This is a genomic window from Labrys sp. KB_33_2, assembly GCF_052114505.1.
GTDB lineage: Bacteria > Pseudomonadota > Alphaproteobacteria > Rhizobiales > Labraceae > Labrys.
The window spans coordinates 122,596-138,240 of sequence record NZ_JBFREW010000017.1; the positions used below are offsets into that span (position 1 = coordinate 122,596).

General features: G+C 61.4%; 13 protein-coding genes. 6 read left to right on the forward strand and 7 right to left on the reverse strand.

What is annotated here, in order from left to right; genetic code table 11:
- Nucleotides 1–44: 44 nt before the first annotated feature.
- From AB4037_RS27135 to AB4037_RS27145, 3 genes are all read left to right on the forward strand, one after another.
- Nucleotides 45–920: a DeoR/GlpR family DNA-binding transcription regulator gene (locus AB4037_RS27135; protein WP_441773579.1), complete on the forward strand. Its 876-nt coding sequence runs from the start codon at nt 45–47 to the stop codon at nt 918–920.
- Nucleotides 921–1,063: 143 nt separating this feature from the next.
- Nucleotides 1,064–2,104: an isopenicillin N synthase family dioxygenase gene (locus tag AB4037_RS27140; RefSeq protein ID WP_441773580.1), complete on the forward strand. Its 1,041-nt coding sequence runs from the start codon at nt 1,064–1,066 to the stop codon at nt 2,102–2,104.
- Nucleotides 2,105–2,587: 483 nt separating this feature from the next.
- Nucleotides 2,588–3,622 (forward strand): DUF1254 domain-containing protein, encoded by a 1,035-nt coding sequence (locus AB4037_RS27145; RefSeq protein ID WP_441773581.1) that lies wholly within the window; start codon nt 2,588–2,590, stop codon nt 3,620–3,622.
- Between the two features lie 501 nt (nt 3,623–4,123).
- Here the strand turns inward: AB4037_RS27145 and AB4037_RS27150 are convergent.
- Nucleotides 4,124–4,948 (reverse strand): acid phosphatase, encoded by an 825-nt coding sequence (locus AB4037_RS27150; protein ID WP_441773582.1) that lies wholly within the window; start codon nt 4,946–4,948, stop codon nt 4,124–4,126.
- A gap of 46 nt (nt 4,949–4,994) precedes the next feature.
- Nucleotides 4,995–6,041, reverse strand: a complete 1,047-nt coding sequence (locus AB4037_RS27155; protein ID WP_441773583.1) for a hypothetical protein — start codon at nt 6,039–6,041, stop codon at nt 4,995–4,997.
- Nucleotides 6,042–6,090: 49 nt separating this feature from the next.
- Between AB4037_RS27155 and AB4037_RS27160 the strand changes: the two genes are divergently transcribed.
- From AB4037_RS27160 to AB4037_RS27170, 3 genes are all read left to right on the forward strand, one after another.
- Complete coding sequence (locus AB4037_RS27160) at nt 6,091–7,092, forward strand: helix-turn-helix domain-containing protein (RefSeq protein ID WP_441773584.1); 1,002 nt, start codon at nt 6,091–6,093, stop codon at nt 7,090–7,092.
- A 190-nt stretch (nt 7,093–7,282) separates the two neighbouring features.
- A complete protein-coding gene (locus tag AB4037_RS27165) occupies nt 7,283–7,756 on the forward strand; it encodes a hypothetical protein (RefSeq protein WP_434960409.1) in 474 nt (157 codons plus the stop codon).
- Between the two features lie 172 nt (nt 7,757–7,928).
- Nucleotides 7,929–9,983, forward strand: a complete 2,055-nt coding sequence (locus AB4037_RS27170; RefSeq protein ID WP_441773585.1) for a sigma-54-dependent Fis family transcriptional regulator — start codon at nt 7,929–7,931, stop codon at nt 9,981–9,983.
- 131 nt (nt 9,984–10,114) lie between these two features.
- On the opposite strand, the gene AB4037_RS27175 is transcribed toward AB4037_RS27170, so the two are convergent.
- The 5 genes from AB4037_RS27175 to AB4037_RS27195 all read right to left on the reverse strand — a co-directional run bounded on the left by AB4037_RS27175 (nt 10,115) and on the right by AB4037_RS27195 (nt 15,616).
- Complete coding sequence (locus tag AB4037_RS27175) at nt 10,115–11,746, reverse strand: molecular chaperone GroEL (protein WP_441773586.1); 1,632 nt, start codon at nt 11,744–11,746, stop codon at nt 10,115–10,117.
- A gap of 59 nt (nt 11,747–11,805) precedes the next feature.
- Nucleotides 11,806–12,612 (reverse strand): iron-sulfur cluster assembly protein, encoded by an 807-nt coding sequence (locus tag AB4037_RS27180; protein ID WP_441773587.1) that lies wholly within the window; start codon nt 12,610–12,612, stop codon nt 11,806–11,808.
- 8 nt (nt 12,613–12,620) lie between these two features.
- Complete coding sequence (locus AB4037_RS27185; protein WP_434960413.1) at nt 12,621–13,643, reverse strand: amidohydrolase family protein; 1,023 nt, start codon at nt 13,641–13,643, stop codon at nt 12,621–12,623.
- 343 nt (nt 13,644–13,986) lie between these two features.
- Nucleotides 13,987–15,063: an NAD(P)-dependent alcohol dehydrogenase gene (locus AB4037_RS27190; protein WP_441773588.1), complete on the reverse strand. Its 1,077-nt coding sequence runs from the start codon at nt 15,061–15,063 to the stop codon at nt 13,987–13,989.
- Between the two features lie 184 nt (nt 15,064–15,247).
- The gene (locus tag AB4037_RS27195) at nt 15,248–15,616 is read right to left on the reverse strand and encodes an MmoB/DmpM family protein (RefSeq protein ID WP_441773589.1); all 369 of its coding nucleotides are present in this window, start codon (nt 15,614–15,616) and stop codon (nt 15,248–15,250) included.
- Between the last annotated feature and the right edge of the window lie 29 nt (nt 15,617–15,645).

Sequence of the window (15,645 nt, forward strand, 5' to 3'; positions counted from 1 at the left end):
CTGTATGCTTGTGGGGAGGCGGCAGGGACAACCAAGGTAGGGCCATGGAATCGGCGACCAAACGAGTAGACATGGTTCCCGCGAAGCGCAGGGCGATCATCCTGGAGCATCTGCGGGCGAATGGCGCAGCCAGCGTCCAAGAGCTGGCTGATGCGACAGGCGGGTCTCAATCCACCGCGCGGCGCGATCTCGAATACCTAATGGAAAAAGGCTATCTTGAGAGAACCCATGGCGGTGCACATCTGGTTCAGCCTGCACGAGCGACCTTTGAGCGCGAGAATTCGCTCAACGCTCAACTGCAGCGCGCCGAGAAGTTGGCAATCGGACGGGAGGCTGCATCACGACTGAGCGCTGGGCACAGCGTCATTTTGGACAGTTCCTCGACCGTCATGGAGGCTGTGCGGGCTGCGGCCGAGCGAGATCTTCCCCTGACGATCGTGACGAACAGCCTCGAAATCGCAGATTTCGCCGCCGACATCAGGTCTTGGCGGGCGATCATGCCCGGCGGAAGCATCCGGGCCGGTTATAGGCATCTTGCTGGAGAACCTGGAGAGAGCTTCATTCGCACGTTGCATGCCGATCTTTGTTTAATGGGGGCTTCGGCTGTTACCGGCACCCTCCTGACCGAGGCGTCGCTGGAAGTGGCCTCGCTGAAGCGCGCCATGATTGCATCGGCGGGACGCAAGATCCTGCTCGTAGACAGCTCCAAATTTACCTCGCCGAGTTTTTGTACCCTTTGCGAGGTTTCGGAGATCGACGAAATCATTACCGACGACGCGGTCGCCGATGAAGCCCTTGCACCTCTGCGCGCAGCTGAGAAACCTGTGACAGCGGTGCCGGTACAGCGCGTGGAAGGCAGGCCCGTTCGTCGCGCAGGTGGCGTGCTTGGCCAAGCGATTGCGTCGCAAACCTTTCGATAGAGGGCATCTGAGAAGAGGTTTCCTCTGTTTTCTGGACAGCACATCGTGTTCAAAGGCTTCCATTTCGACCAATCGTCATGCCCCTTGCTTGCGTTGGTCCCCGCTTGCAGTTTGAGCCAGACCTGTCTTCCAGGAGTTGTGACATGACGACCCGCGCCCCTGCGGCCCATCTGCCGACAATCGATTTCTCACGCTTCCACGGCGCTCCGCCCGAACGAGATGCCTTCATCAAGGAATTGACAGGCGTTCTGCATGAGCACGGCTTCTTCTACATGACCGGTCATGGCGTGCCCCAGAGCCTGATCGACGATGTGCTGGCTGCCTCAAAGCGTTTCTTCGCACTGCCTGAAGACGAGAAGCTGAAGATCGAGATGGTGAGGTCGCCGCACTTCCGCGGCTATAACCGAGCCGGCTACGAGCGCACGCGAGGCGAGCGGGATTGGCGCGAACAGCTCGACATCAACACCGAAGGCGAACCTGTCGAAGCGGGTCCCGACACGCCGTGGAACAGGCTTTATGGCCCGAACCAGTGGCCGGAAGCCCAGCCGGAGCTGAAGCCGCTGCTGTTGCGCTATCAGGCAGAAGTCACGCGCATCGGCATCGATGTGCTGAAGGCGATGGCGCTTGCGCTCGGCCAGGCTGAAAACGCCTTTGCCGAGATCTACGAGCCCTCGCCGTCGCAGCTTCTCAAGATCATCCGTTACCCGGGTCGCGAGGCTGCCGGCAGCGACCAGGGGGTCGGCGCGCACAAGGATGGCGGCCTCGTCACCGTCCTGCTGCAGGATACGACGCCGGGCCTGCGGATCCGCACGGAAGAAGGCGCCTGGATCGATGCACCGCCCGTACCCGGTACCTTCGTTATCAACAGCGGTGAACTTCTGGAAATGGCGACGAACGGCTTCGTGCGCGCCGACGTTCATGATGTCGTTACACCGCCGAGCGGCACGGAACGCTTTTCGGTCGCCTTCTTCCTCGGTGCCCGCTATCACGCCCGGATACCGGTGATCCCGCTGCCGGACGCGCTTCGGGGCAGCGAGCGCGGCGTGACGGTCGACCCACTCAATCCGATCTTCAGAGAGGTGGGCATCAATCATCTCAAGAGCCGCCTGCGCTCTCATCCGGACGTTGCCGCCAAACATCATCCGGATCTGCTCCATCTGCTGGAGAAGACGGCGACCGCCTGATCCGCATGCCTCACACGCGGGACGACCCCGACTTTTGTGCTGCCCCCGACAGCCGTCTCCAACGCGGCGACGGCCCGGTATCCATCCATTCGCCGCGTATCTTCACATACTCGCTCAAGAACAAGCTTCTGATCCTGTTGCCGGTCTCACTTGCGCTTAGCCTACCTGCGCCGCAGACGATTATGCCCTTGCGGATGCTCGGGGCTTGACCGGCAAGAGCCCCGCCATTTCTCCGAGGTTTTGGTGAGCGGCGGTAGGGAGGAACCCATCTCGGGCGCTTCATGGAAGAAAAGCAGTCGCCGGATGGCGGTTGGCGCGAAATGGCAAGACGGGTGGTCTGCCTATGCTCGAAAAGGGCCGAACAAAGTTCGTCTGCTGATCAGACCTTGATGGGTTGGACAGCGTTTGAGATGCCCCGCGCCGCGCTCTGTGGAATGGCACCACATCGTTACTCTGCGCGGCCTTGAATGAAGAGGTTTGTTTATGTTCCGCCTGGTTGGGATCGGTCTCGCCTTTGCTTCAGTTACGCTGACCAGTGGAGCATTTGCCCAGACGGCAAGCAGTACAATGCCGGTCACCATGGACAATTTCCTCCGAGCTGAGACCGACCATTACCTCGCGATGAATGCAAAGGTCATAGGCGGACTGGGCAAGTTTCAGCACTCCCGAGAGCCCGCGTCGATCGACAATCAAACGGTCATTCGCATGAACCGAGATACGCTCTATTCGTTTGCGGTGTTTGATCTCGCCGGCGGCCCGGTAACACTCTCGCTGCCTGACGCAGGCAAGCGCTATATGTCGATGATGGTGGTCGACCAGGACCACTACCTGCCGATCGTCGCCTACGGCACGAAGCCGGTGACGCTGACGCAGAAATCGGTTGGCACCCGATATGCCTTCGTGGCTGTCCGGACTTTGGTCGATCCCAACGATCCGAAGGATCTCGACGAGGTCCACAGGCTTCAGGACGCGATCAAGGTCAGCCAGAACGAGGCAGGCAGGCTCGATCTTCCGAACTGGGACGAAGGCAATCTCACGGATATTCGCAATGCATTGCTTGCCTTGGCAAAATATCAGACGTCTTTTCGGGGCGCCTTTGGAGCTCGCGGCAGTGTCGATCCGATCCAGCACCTGATTGGCACAGCCGCCGGATGGGGCGGTATTCCGGACAGGGACGCCATCTATGTGAGCTTCACTCCCGCGAAAAACGATGGCCAAACAGTCCACACCCTCAGCGTGCCGGCGAATGTGCCGGTGAAGGATTTCTGGTCGGTCAGCGTCTACAACCCAAAGGGCTTCTTCGAGAAGAACGCCTACAACGCCTATTCGGTCAATAGCATTACAGCCAAGAAGAATGCGGACGGATCGACGACAATTCAGTTCGGCGGCTGTGACGGCAAAATCCCGAACTGCCTGCCGATCGTCGAGGGTTGGAACTACACCACGCGGCTTTATCGTCCGGAGCAATCCATTGTCAGCGGGAAGTGGAAGGTTCCGGAGGCGAGCCCGTTAAACTGAGCCCTCAAGGGATTATTCTGCGGGGAAGGAGAAGGCGGTTGGCTTTGTCGCAGCGGCGATATGCAGTCACGACAAGGCCAGCCAGCACCGGCTCAAGCCGCCAAAGTCTCCAATTGCCCGGCCAATGACGGCGCCGGATCATAGGCATTGCCTCGCCTGTCGTTTGCGCATCATGTGAACCATCTCGATGCTGGAGCGGATCGTCTCCGCGCATGGGGCGTGATCTACATCCGAGTGCGGGTCGGAAACCCTGCTTGATCCGACGATGGTCGACCGCACAGCAGGATCACCGAGCGATCAAAGTGACGCCCTGAAAACATTGAAGGGCACCCCTGAAATCGAATGCCCCTCATGCACCAACAACCATTGACGATGAGTTTGCGATAAAGCCGTCATTCGTGTGGTTTTCCGCCAGCTGGAGCTCGCTCTTCTTGCGAGCCCATGACGTTCGGTGTCGAACGGACGCGAAGGAGTACGGCTCACCCGGCCGGAATCGGCTTACTATTCGGACAAGGCCGTAGCCTCGGCCGCACAGTCCGCTGTCGGAACAGCGTGCTTGGCCTTCGCCGCTTCCACTTCCGCTTTTGCCGCCTTGAGGTCGGCCAGGAAGGCCGCATTGGTCTGCAACCGCGCAACGGTCGCCGCACCCATGATGCGCCCCGCATCGACATCGCTCTGCCAGTGAGCGTCGCAGATCACGCGGCTCTGTCCGAAGGCGATGCCGCGCTTGAGCAACTCGTTGGAACGTTCGGGATTGATCTGCGCGAAGATGAGGGCCCAGCCCCAACCAGCCGCTGTATGACCTGACGGATAGGAGCCGTCTGTGCGCAGAATAGCTTCCTGATCCGCCCTGCATGTCGCCTCGTTGTGAACGACGAAGGGGCGGACGCGATTGTACTTGTTCTTCACGCCATAGGTCGACAGTCCGAGATCGGACAACATCTTCTGCATCATCGCATAGAGCCGTGGGGTTTGTCTCTCATCGATCTTGATACCCATCGCGCAGGAAAAATTGTCGGCCGCCTGCGGGAAAGCGAGATCGGCGTCGGTATAGGCGAGCTTCCAGCGCGCGGTGTCTCGCATGGGGATCGTCGCTTTGCGCGCCTCTTCGTCCCTGGCCAGCGCTGCCGAATCCTTCTCGGGTGGCGGCCCCAGAAGGAGCAGGCTGTTGGGCAGGTCGGATTTCTTCAGATAGCCCGGCGCGATCTTGAAATGCGGATCGGTGACATTGGGCTGGGCCTCGCTTGATTGCGCGAAGGCCTGCCCGCAGAGCGCGAGCAGCGCAAGCGCGGAAACACTTGCCGCCCGAACCGCATTCCCAGTCATAAACATTTCCATTCCTTTAACATCGTCTATATAATAGACCGATCGGTCAAAATCGGTATGTTACCGCCAAGGCCGGACCGTGCTGTGTCACATTGTACGAAAAGCCGCCATTGCGATAATCGACATGGATCGCTCGATAGCCCGCTTTCAACGTCAAGCTCTCGCTCCAGGCGTAGTTGACGCTGCCCAATGCCTGCCAGGTGAACTTGGCGCCGATATCGAAACCGCCGATATCGCCTGCTGCCGTCAAGCTCCACGGGCCGCTGAGCTTGATCCCGAGCCGGGCACCGACGATGGGGTCTGCCCACATCTCGGAGTCGCGATGATCGATACGAAGATTGGCCAGGCCCGGCAGGATCTCCAGCTTGTTGTTCAGGTTCCAGAACCGCACGCCGCCGCCCACATCCAGTGAAACGGTCGGGCCGTCATAGACCCGATGAAGAATGGAGCCCTGTACGGTCGTGGTTTGGGAACGCAGCTTCACCGAGGAAAAGAACGGGCCTGGCAGCGCCCCCGCAGAGGTGACCTGGGAAAATTGCCCATCGACCAGAAAACCCCAGCGGCCGATACGCATCTCCAGGGAGGCCATCATCGCGCCGTTGAGCTCTTTGAGCACATCGCGAAAGCTCAAATTGATGGCGGCGGCAGGAAGCGGGGGGAATGTTGCACTCTTTCCGTCGATCGCGGTCGCCCAGATATAGCTGGTGATGAAAAAGCTCGGGCCCGATGCGATGAGGGGCTGGTGCGGCGAGGGAGGCTGTGAGAAATCGGATGCCCAAGCTGGCGTTGCCAATGATGCCGTAATCACCCCGATAGCGAGATAGCGCACTGTTTTCCCTTGGCATTTCACCGTCGTCGATACGCTCCCGAGAGCAGGGACCGCCGCACGAAGGGCGGCATGGCCGACGTTCCGGACCGACAGATGGACCTTGTTCAGGTCATTTCGGACATTGGCCGATCGCTGGTCTTGCCATTTCGCGCCAATCGCCAAAGCGTTTTGCGATTGGAAGCAAGCGCCAGGATTCGTAAAGACGCGTCGAAACGCGTTTTGCTCTAGGGGATATTCTTGGTTGGCGCCGATAGCGAATCTCACGAAACTCTGCCTAATTAGAAGTATCAATCTACCATTGCGGCGAGATCCGATGGCGAACATCCCTTTGACGCGCTGCCAGTTTCTTCTGCCCTTCATCGGAATTCTTGACGATATTGGTGCACCGACCAGTTCGCTTCTGGAAAAATTCCGACTGCCGTCGTCTCTGGAGGACAAGAGCGATCTCTATATCCCGTTGCTCCCGACACTCCGTTTTGCGGAAACCGCGCAAAGAAGCCAGGGTATCGAAGATTTAGGCTTTCTGGCCACGCAGCGTATCAGCTACTCTCACATGAGGGGAAAAACCCGGACCCTGATCGCTCACTCCCCCACGCTGCTTGTGGCGCTGCGGCACGCTTGCAGATGGGCGTCGCGAGAGGATACGGTTCTGAGTATGTGGCTCGAGCATGATGACGATCACGTGCGGATTTGCAGCAGGCTCGCCAGGACGAACGGATTCTTGCATCTGGAGCACGCACAGTGGATCCAGAATATTTTCGCCATACATATCGTCCGGCAATTCGCGGGGCTCGACTGGATGCCGGCAACGATCGCCTTCGAAGCGCGCTACACGCCGGGGCCGGCGACACAGGCTTTCTGGCCAAATGTGCGCTTTCTGTCAGGCCAGCCTGCCGCCTGGATCAGCCTGCCGATCTCGTATCTCAGTCTTTCCCGGCGTCCGACCGAATTAGGTCTTCCGCCGGACGATAACGAGGACGGTCCTGCTGCCTATGATATCGTCGAACTCCTCAAGCTGATGTTGCCCGCCTATCTCGACGAGGGAATTCCGGCTCTGGCTGACGTTGCGGAGATGGCAGGCGTCAGCGCGCGAACCTTTCAACGTAAGCTCTCTCATCTCGGACTTGCATATTCGGATATACTCGACGCCGTCAGATACGAGAACGCCAGTAAGCTTTTGCGCGACACTGAATCCAAGATCATCGATGTTTCATTTTCTTCCGGTTATACGGATCCCGCACACTTCAGCCGCGCCTTCCGCCGAATTTCTGGCCTTACACCACGTCAGTTTCGTGAGCAGTCGCGGTTGCGATAATCGCGTTTCGGCTCGCCTTGATGGTCCGGCACACGCTGCGGCTGGAACCTCCAATGTCGTACTCCTCTACTACCCGTGATGCGAAGACCTGGCCTATAAGGTGACGCTGGTGGGGCGGCCGGAAAAAGAATATGCTCGTTTCAGAGCATGAAATGCCGCCGTTCTGGCCAATGAAATCTGGGAGGGATTCGTGGTCGAGATCATTTCCAAGCGGGATGGTCCGCGCCGGGAGGATGCCGCGTTTCGCAGGCTTCTTTCGGAAAATCGGGCTACCATCACGCGTCTTGCCGATCAGTTCAGCGGCGGCGCTTACTCCGCGGGCAGGGCAGCCAAGCCGAAACCTCAGCCGAGAGGGCTCATCTTCCACGATATGAGCGGGGCTGCTGCTGCCCAGGAGGCCCTCGCGCGGGTGCGGGTCAGTCTCAATGGCCGTGTCATCATCGTGGATGAAAACACCAGCCGCCAGCTCCATCATCTCGGCCAGATCACGGCGCGTGACGGGAATGAGATCTTCGTGCTGGCGACCAGTGAGAATGGTTTTTTTGCGCCTCTCGAGGAGCAGATCGCCGTCCTCATTGCGGATCTCGACAACCGGATATTGTCCGGCAATCATTCCGAAGACTGGCTTGTTGCCGAAATCGGCCACCGGCTGGAGCTCGAATGAGCTCCGGAGCCTCGCTCTTGCCTTGTCTGCCTGATAGGGCGGAGACAGCGTGCTCTTGATGTTCGTTTGGCCACGGCATGGCGGCGTCCTTCGAACTTCGCAAGAAGGGCGCCGTCCGATTGGAACTCACATGAACTAGAGGTGCTACTCGAGAAAGCAATGTGAAGCACGCATGACACGCGATATCGATCTGGACGACATCCGCACCAGCGTTGCCCAACCCGGTCGGCAGGCACAAAACCTGTCCGTGGCGAACCTCGACTATGACGAACGACGGACCATGCGAGCCTGGGAGAACCTGCTCTCCGGTGCCTCGGATCAGGATCGTGCGCGTTCGCCGGTCCGTTCCCTCATTCACGACTCCTGGCATCGTTGCGCGACGGGCGGCATCGACGCTCAACAGAATGAGGCTCCCCTGAGGGGAGGGCGCGATGAGGTCGAGCATCTGGCCTATCTCAATCGGGAACTCCTGGAAGCGGCGCGCCGATCCTTCTTCACGATCGGCCGGTTGCTTGAAGGCACCGGCGCCATGCTGGTTCTCGCTGACGGCGAGGGCACCCTCATCGACACCGTCGGCGACGAGCGCACCTTGCGCGATGGCATGGACATCCATTTGGCGATTGGTGGCAAATGGACCGAGGATGTCGTGGGCACCAACGGCATCGGTACGGCGCTCTGGGCTGGTGAACCCGTCTTCGTGCATGCGGCCGAGCATTTCTGCGCGGGCATCAAGGCGTGGACCTGTGCCGGTGCACCGGTGCGCGATCCCTTCGACGGGCGCATCATCGGCGTGGTCGATCTGTCCGGCCATCCCGATATCTTCAGACCCCATAACACCGCCCTGGTCGCAGCGGCCGCGCGGGAAATCGAAAAGGCTCTGGCCGACCAGCAGAGCGAGGAGCGCACGCGCCTGCTCGAAGCCTTCATCACCTCGGCGCCGCGCTATCGCCGTTCCGACGGATTGATGATTGTCGACCGCCATGGCCGGGTGATCTACAAGGCCAATCTGCCCAGGCCGATCGAGGGCGGCTTCCTCGCCTCCTTCTCGGGAGCCCAGGCCAGGAGACTTGTCGAATTGACGGCTGCCGACAGCCTGGAGAGGATGGTCAGCCAACTGCCGCAGGAATTCCAGACCTGTCATGTCAATCGGCTCGAGCTGGATGGAGATCTACGCGGTGCGGCGCTGGTGTTTCCGCCCGTTTCGGCGCCGAGCCTGGTGTCGGCCGTCAATCCGGCATCCACGCGCCTCAACGAGGCGAGAGCTGCCATCGTCGGCGACAGCCCGGCCTTGCGGGCAGCCGTCGACATTGCCTGTCGGGTGTCCCAGTCCAGTGACGTCACCTCTTTGCTGATCGAAGGGGAGACCGGCGTCGGCAAGGAGCTGTTTGCCAGGCTCGTTCAGCAAGGCAGCCCATCGGGGGCGAACGCTCCGTTCGTTGCGGTCAATTGCGGGGCGATCACGCGCGAACTGTTCGGCAGCGAGCTGTTCGGGCATGCTCCCGGCGCCTTCACCGGCGCCAGCCGCGAGGGCAAGCCGGGTGTGTTCGAGCTTGCGAATGGCGGCGTGCTCAGCCTCGACGAAATCGGGGAAATGCCGCTGGATATCCAGCCTTTCCTGTTGCGTGTGCTCGAAGACCGCGTGGTGACGCGCATCGGCGACAGCCGGCGCCGGCCGATCGATGTCCGATTGGTGGCCTCGACCAATCGCGAGCTCAAGCAGGAGGTGGAGGCGGGGCGTTTTCGCAAGGATCTCTTCTACCGCATCAGCACGGTGTCGATCCGCGTACCGCCGCTGCGCGAGCGCGGGGAGGACATATTGTTGCTGCTCGACCACTTCAACCAGAAGATTGCTGCCCGCATGCAGATGGAGCCGTTGGTGTTTACGCCGCAGGTACTGGATCACCTCATGGCCTATCGCTGGCCGGGCAATGTGCGTGAGCTGCGCAATCTGGTCGAGAAGCTGCATGTGCTCAGCAATGGCGGCAATGTCGGCCTTTCCGACCTGCCGGCGGAGATCATCCGCTCCACATGCAGCGATGGCCACGCCCAGGCCTCATCGTTGCCGGTGGTTTCGGGAACGCTGGAAGAAGCCGAACGACAGGCGATCCGCCAGGTCCTGGCTGCCGAGGACGGCAATCTGAGCCGGGCAGCCCGCAGGCTCGGCGTCTCCCGTCCCACGCTTTACCGCAAGCTCGATCAATACGGCATCCGCCGCGGTTTTGTCTGAACTGTGCCGCCTGCGAGCAGGGGGCGAGCCGGCGCAAGGCCGTACTCGGCCTGCCCGGACAAGGCGCGTCGCCTTGTCCGGGGTCTCGATGTGAAAGGCCCTTGTATGGTTCGGCCTGGCAGCAGCGCCGCTCAGGCGCGTCCGAGTTTTTCGGCGCCGCCGCCGAGGGCCGGGCCCGCGGTGGGATCCTCGTCCTCGGCGAGATCGCCGACCAGGGTCTCTGTGGTGAGAATCAGCTTGGCGACCGAGGCCGCATTGCTCAGCGCGGCGCAGGTGACGCGAACGGGATCGATGATACCTGCCTCGTACATGTTCTGGTATTCGCCGAGCGCGGCGTTGTAGCCGAAGCCGCCATTGACGCTCGACACCTTCGCCACCACCGCCTCGGGATCGCCGCCGGCATTGGCGACGATACGCCAGAGCGGACGCGTCAGCACCGATTTCACCAGGCGAACGCCCGCCGCGACATCCCCGTCGAGCCGGGCAAGCAGGGGATCGAGCACCGGCCCGATCTGGGCGAGGGCGGCGCCCCCGCCGGCGACCACCCCTTCATCGAGCGCAGCCCGCACGGCCGAGAGCGAGTCTTCGATCAATTGGATGGTGCGCTTCTGCTCGACGGGCGTGACCCCGCCGGCATGGAGCACCGCCGTGCCGCCGGAGAGCTTGGCGAGGCGTTCGCGCAATTTGTCCTGCTCGATATTGGGCGGCGCGTTCTCGAACTGATGTTGGACCTGGGTGCGGCGTGCGGCGATCGCCGCCTTGTCGCCGGCGCCATGGATGATCGCCGTGTGGGTCGCGCTCGTGCGCACCCTTTCGGCGCCGCCCAGATCGGCTGCTTCGATCTGTTCGAGCCTACCGCCCAGGTCACGGGCAACGACGCGCCCACCGGTGATGATGGCCAGGTCCTCCAGCAGCGCCTTGCGCCAATGGCCGTATTCGGGCGGATGCACGATGAGATATTTGCCGGCGCCGTTGCGCCCGAGCAGTGTTACGATCACCTCGGGCGAGACTTCCTCGGCCACGATCAGCAGCGGCCTGCCGGCCTTGTCGGCGATCGCCCGCACTGCGTCGAGTGAAGTAGGGTCCTTGATCTTCAGGTCGGTCAACAGGATAAGCGGGCGCTCCAGCACCGCCTGCATCTTCTCCACATCGGTGACCATGTGATGGGAGATATAGCCGCGGTCGAAGGACATGCCCTCGACGACGTCGAGCGTGGTCTCGGTGGTGATGCTGAAATCGGTGGTGATGATGCCGTCGGCACCAACCTTCTCGAAGGCCTCGGCCACCAGGGCGCCGAGCCTGGCGTCGGTGGCTGCGATATTGGCGACGGCCGCCAGGGCGCCGTTTTCGCGAGCCGGGCGCGCGCTGGATCTCAGCGACGACACCACGGCGTCGACGGCAAGATCGATGCCCTTGACGAGGTCGACGGCCTTGGCACCTTGCTCGTTGGCTTCCACGCCTTTCTGGACCAGGGCATTGGCCAGGACGATGGCGGTGGTGGTGCCATCACCGGCGATCTCGTTGGTCTGCATCGAGACCTCGCGCACCACCTGCGCGCCCATATTCTCGAAGCGATCGTGCAATTCGATCTCCGAGGCAATGGAGACGCCGTCGCGCGTCACCATCGGCGTGCCGATCGGCCGGTCGATCATGGCATTCATGCCCTTGGGACCGAGAGTCGGTTCCACGGCGGCTGCGAGTTGGTGAACGCCGCGGGCGAGCGCCCGGCGGGCGTGCGAATTGTGAAGCATCAATTTGGGCATGGCTCCTCCTTCCACCCTCGCGGGTGGTTGTTGTTGACCTCGGGCGACGAGGCGTCGATTCAGCTGTTGAGGGCTGGCGCTTCCCCAGCGGCAGGCGGCACGCGATCGAGGATGAAGTCGACCAGTGTGGGTTCGCCGTCCGCGAAGTCGGCCTGCTTGTACCGGGTCTGCTTGAGCCCACGGCACAGGGCGCCGTTGAACTCCATGTTGATCCGCAGGCTGCGCAGGTCTCCCAGATAGGAAGCCAGCGTTGCGGCGGTGAGGGGGATGCCCTCCCAGGTCAGGAAGACGCCGTTTCCCCGGCCGATTTGGGGATGGCGCTCGAGCAGGGCCTGGCGATAGCGCGGCTTCTGGGCCGCCGCTTCCGGCCCCATCGGCTGGGCGGCGTCGAGGGCTGCAAGATCCATGGCAAGGATGACGTCGTCGCTGACGCCGGCCTGGCGCAGACCCAGCAGCACGGCTTCCTGCCGCCGCTTATAGGCCTTCGCACGGAACGTCTCGCGAAGGGCCTCAAGGTCGAGATCACCCGTCATCTCCCCGAAGACCTGCCCGAAGCTCTTGCCCACCGCGATGCCCCGATTGACCTCATCGGCGAACATGTGATCCTGCAGCCGGATCCGATAGGCCGGCTTCCAGGACAGTGCCTCGATCGCCTCGCGCACGCCGTCGAGCATCAAGAAGGCGAAGTTGGGCGAACACCAATAGGTTGGCAGCCTGAACTCGACGTCCACGCAGGCATCGTCCAGGATCTCGGCACGCTCGACGAAGCCCATATTGGTGACGGGCTCGTCGAGTTCGGGATCGTTGACCTCGGACAGCCGCCGCCAGAGTTCGGCCTGGCGGCGACCACGGAGCGCAGCGCTCATCATGCGCTTCACTCCGCCGCGATCGACAGCGGCGCCTTGGCCAGGGCCGCCTTCTTGGTCGCGATGTCGATGTCGTAGAGCCGCGCCGCGTTGAGGCCCAGGATCTTTTCCTTGATTTCGGGTGTGAGATCGACCCCACGCTCGCGCTTGATGTCCTCGGGCAGTTCGAAAGCCCAGAATTTCTCGACCAGCCAGCGCGGCGTCCAGATTGCATAGTCGGAGCCGAACAGGATCTTGTCCGGGCCGAGCCAGAACAGGAGCTCGGCGATCACTTCGGCGAAGTAGCGCGGACGCGAATGGATGAAGGGCAGGGCGACGGCAAGGCCGCCATAGACATTGGTCTCCTGCACGGCGATCCAGCAGAAATCGTCCAGGCGAGGCAGGCCGCAATGTTCCACGATCCAGTTCAGGTTCTGGAAGTCGGTGGCCGCGTCATCAACGTCGCCGACATTGAAGGCGTCCTTGCTGAGTGGGATGATCGTCGGGCCCTTGTGGACATGGACGTTGCGGATGCCGAGTTTCTCGCAAAGCTCGAAGCAGCGATAGGCGTTGGGGTCGGTCAGTTTCCACCCGCGGGAATCCCCATGCCACTCGGCCGTGTACATCTTCACGCCCTTGATGTCGTAGGTCTCCTTCATGAAGTGGATGTATTCGAGCGCCGCCTCGCCATCGCGCGGATCGAAGGAGCCGTTGACGATGAAGCGCTCGGGATAGCGCTTGGCCATCTCGGCATTGCGTTCGAGGGTATTGAAACCCTGTTTGTAGAAATCCTTCAGATAGGTCGATTGCACGATGGCGACATCATCAGGACCGTCGACGAACAGGTCGCGATAGAGATCGTCGGCGCTGTATTTCTCGAACTTGTCCTTGGGCCACAGCTGTTCCTTAGGGCTGAGCGCCGTGTGATAGGCATAGAAGCACTCCACGAACTGCTTGCCGTGAATGTTGCGCTGGTTTTCAGGGCTGCCGTCCCAGAAATGGGTGTGGCCATCAACGACGAAAATTTCCTTGCCTTCGGGCGTGATATACATGGCTTCCTCCGTTGGTATTTAGATCTAAAGTTTTGATTTAATTTGACTATTTGGAGATTTCTCGGAGCGAGGTCGGGCGCGCTGCAGCTCCGCCAGGCGTATGGCCGGGAGACAAGCGGGCCATCCGGGCGGTGCGCAGCGGGCATCCCGCACACCCCTCGGGCGTAGCGCCGTTGCAGGCATGGTCATCGCGCGCCGCCGTTTCCGCGTCTTCTGGGCTGGCGCCGGGCTCATGCCCCCACCGGCCGATTCTCACGGTCGGGATGTCGGCCTCGACACAGGATGCGTGTGAAGCATCGAGCATGGTTGTCTCTCCCACTGCTGCCTTCGTGGCGGGTACCTCTCAGGTCGTGATGGCGACCTTCAGCACGCCGTCGCGCTGATTGGCGAAGAGGTCGTAGGCCTCTTCGATCTGGTCGAGCTTGAAGCGGTGCGTGACCAGCCCGCCCAGATCCACCCGACCCGACCCGATGACGTCGAGCATGCGGCGCATGCGCTCCTTGCCGCCCGGGCAGAGCGAGGTGCGGATCGATTTCTCGCCGAGGCCGGCTGCGAAAGCATCGAGCGGGATCTTGAGATCCGACGAATAGACGCCCAGGCTCGACAGCACGCCACCGGGTCTGAGGACACGCAGGGCCGCCTCGAAGGTTACCTGCGTGCCCAGCGCCTCGATCGCCACGTCGACGCCGCGGCCATCGGTCAGACGCATGATGGCCTCGACGGGATCTTCCTGCTTGAAGTCCACCACGATGTCGGCGCCCAGGCGCTTGGCCATGGCAAGGCGAGCGGGCACCGTGTCGACGGCGATGATGGTGGTCGCCCCCATCAGCTTGGCGCCAGCCGTGGCGCACAGGCCGATCGGTCCCTGCGCGAAAACGGCAACGATGTCGCCGATCCGGATGCCGCCGGTTTCGGCGCCGGCAAAGCCGGTCGACATGATGTCCGGGCACATCAGCACCTGTTCGTCGCTGACCTCGTCCGGGATGGGGGCGAGATTGGCCATGGCATCGGGCACGCAGACGAACTCGGCCTGGCAGCCGTCGATAGTGTTGCCGAACTTCCAGCCGCCGATGGCCTTCCAGCCATGTTTGGTGCCGGCTCCGTCCTGCGAACCACAGCCGCATAGGCAGGCATGGCTCCAGCCCGAGGGGGTGATGGCGCCTGCGACGACGCGCTGGCCTTCCTTGAAACCGCGTACCGAGGAACCGAGCTTTTCGATGATACCCACGGGCTCATGACCGATGGTCAGGCCCTTGGCGACGGGATATTCTCCCTTCAGGATATGGACATCCGTTCCGCAGATCGTCGTCGTCGTGACACGTATCAGGGCGTCGGCGGGACCGATCTCGGGGATCGGCTTGTCATCGAGAACGATGCGCCCCTTCTCGACAAAGATCGCGGCCTTCATTTTGCTTGGCATGATCGGTTACTCATTTTCGGCTGTGCATGGGCGGGGGAAGGGCGATGCGCCCTAGAGCAAAGCGCGTTCAAGCGTGAACGCTTATTTGCTCTAACTCTTTGTTTCGACGCGTTTTGCGATTCTTGGCGTGACCGCCAAATCGCAAAACGCTTCAGGGCGCATCGCCCGAGATCTGCCGTCGTGCTCAGATGTATTCGAAGACCTCGTCCATATCGCCGAACAGGATCACTGTATTGTCGTCGACCCTGACCATGCGGCCATAATGGGTGGAGGTATTGACTTCGAAAATCTCCGCAGTCATCTCGCGGCCGAGATACTCGCTGATCTCGTCCATCATGAAGATGAGCTTGCCGTTGCCGTCGATGCGGATCAGCGCGGGTTGATAGGTGACGGTCACACCATTCTTCTTGCCCATGAATTCTGCGATGGCGCGCGCTTCAACCGAGTCGTTCATGGTGACCCCGCACTGATGCGAGATGGTCTGCTCGAAGGTGATGTCCTTCATCGACTTGAAGATATTGGCGTGCGAGGAATCGCGTGCTGCCGTGGACATGGTCGTTTCTCCCTGTGATGGTTGCCGGC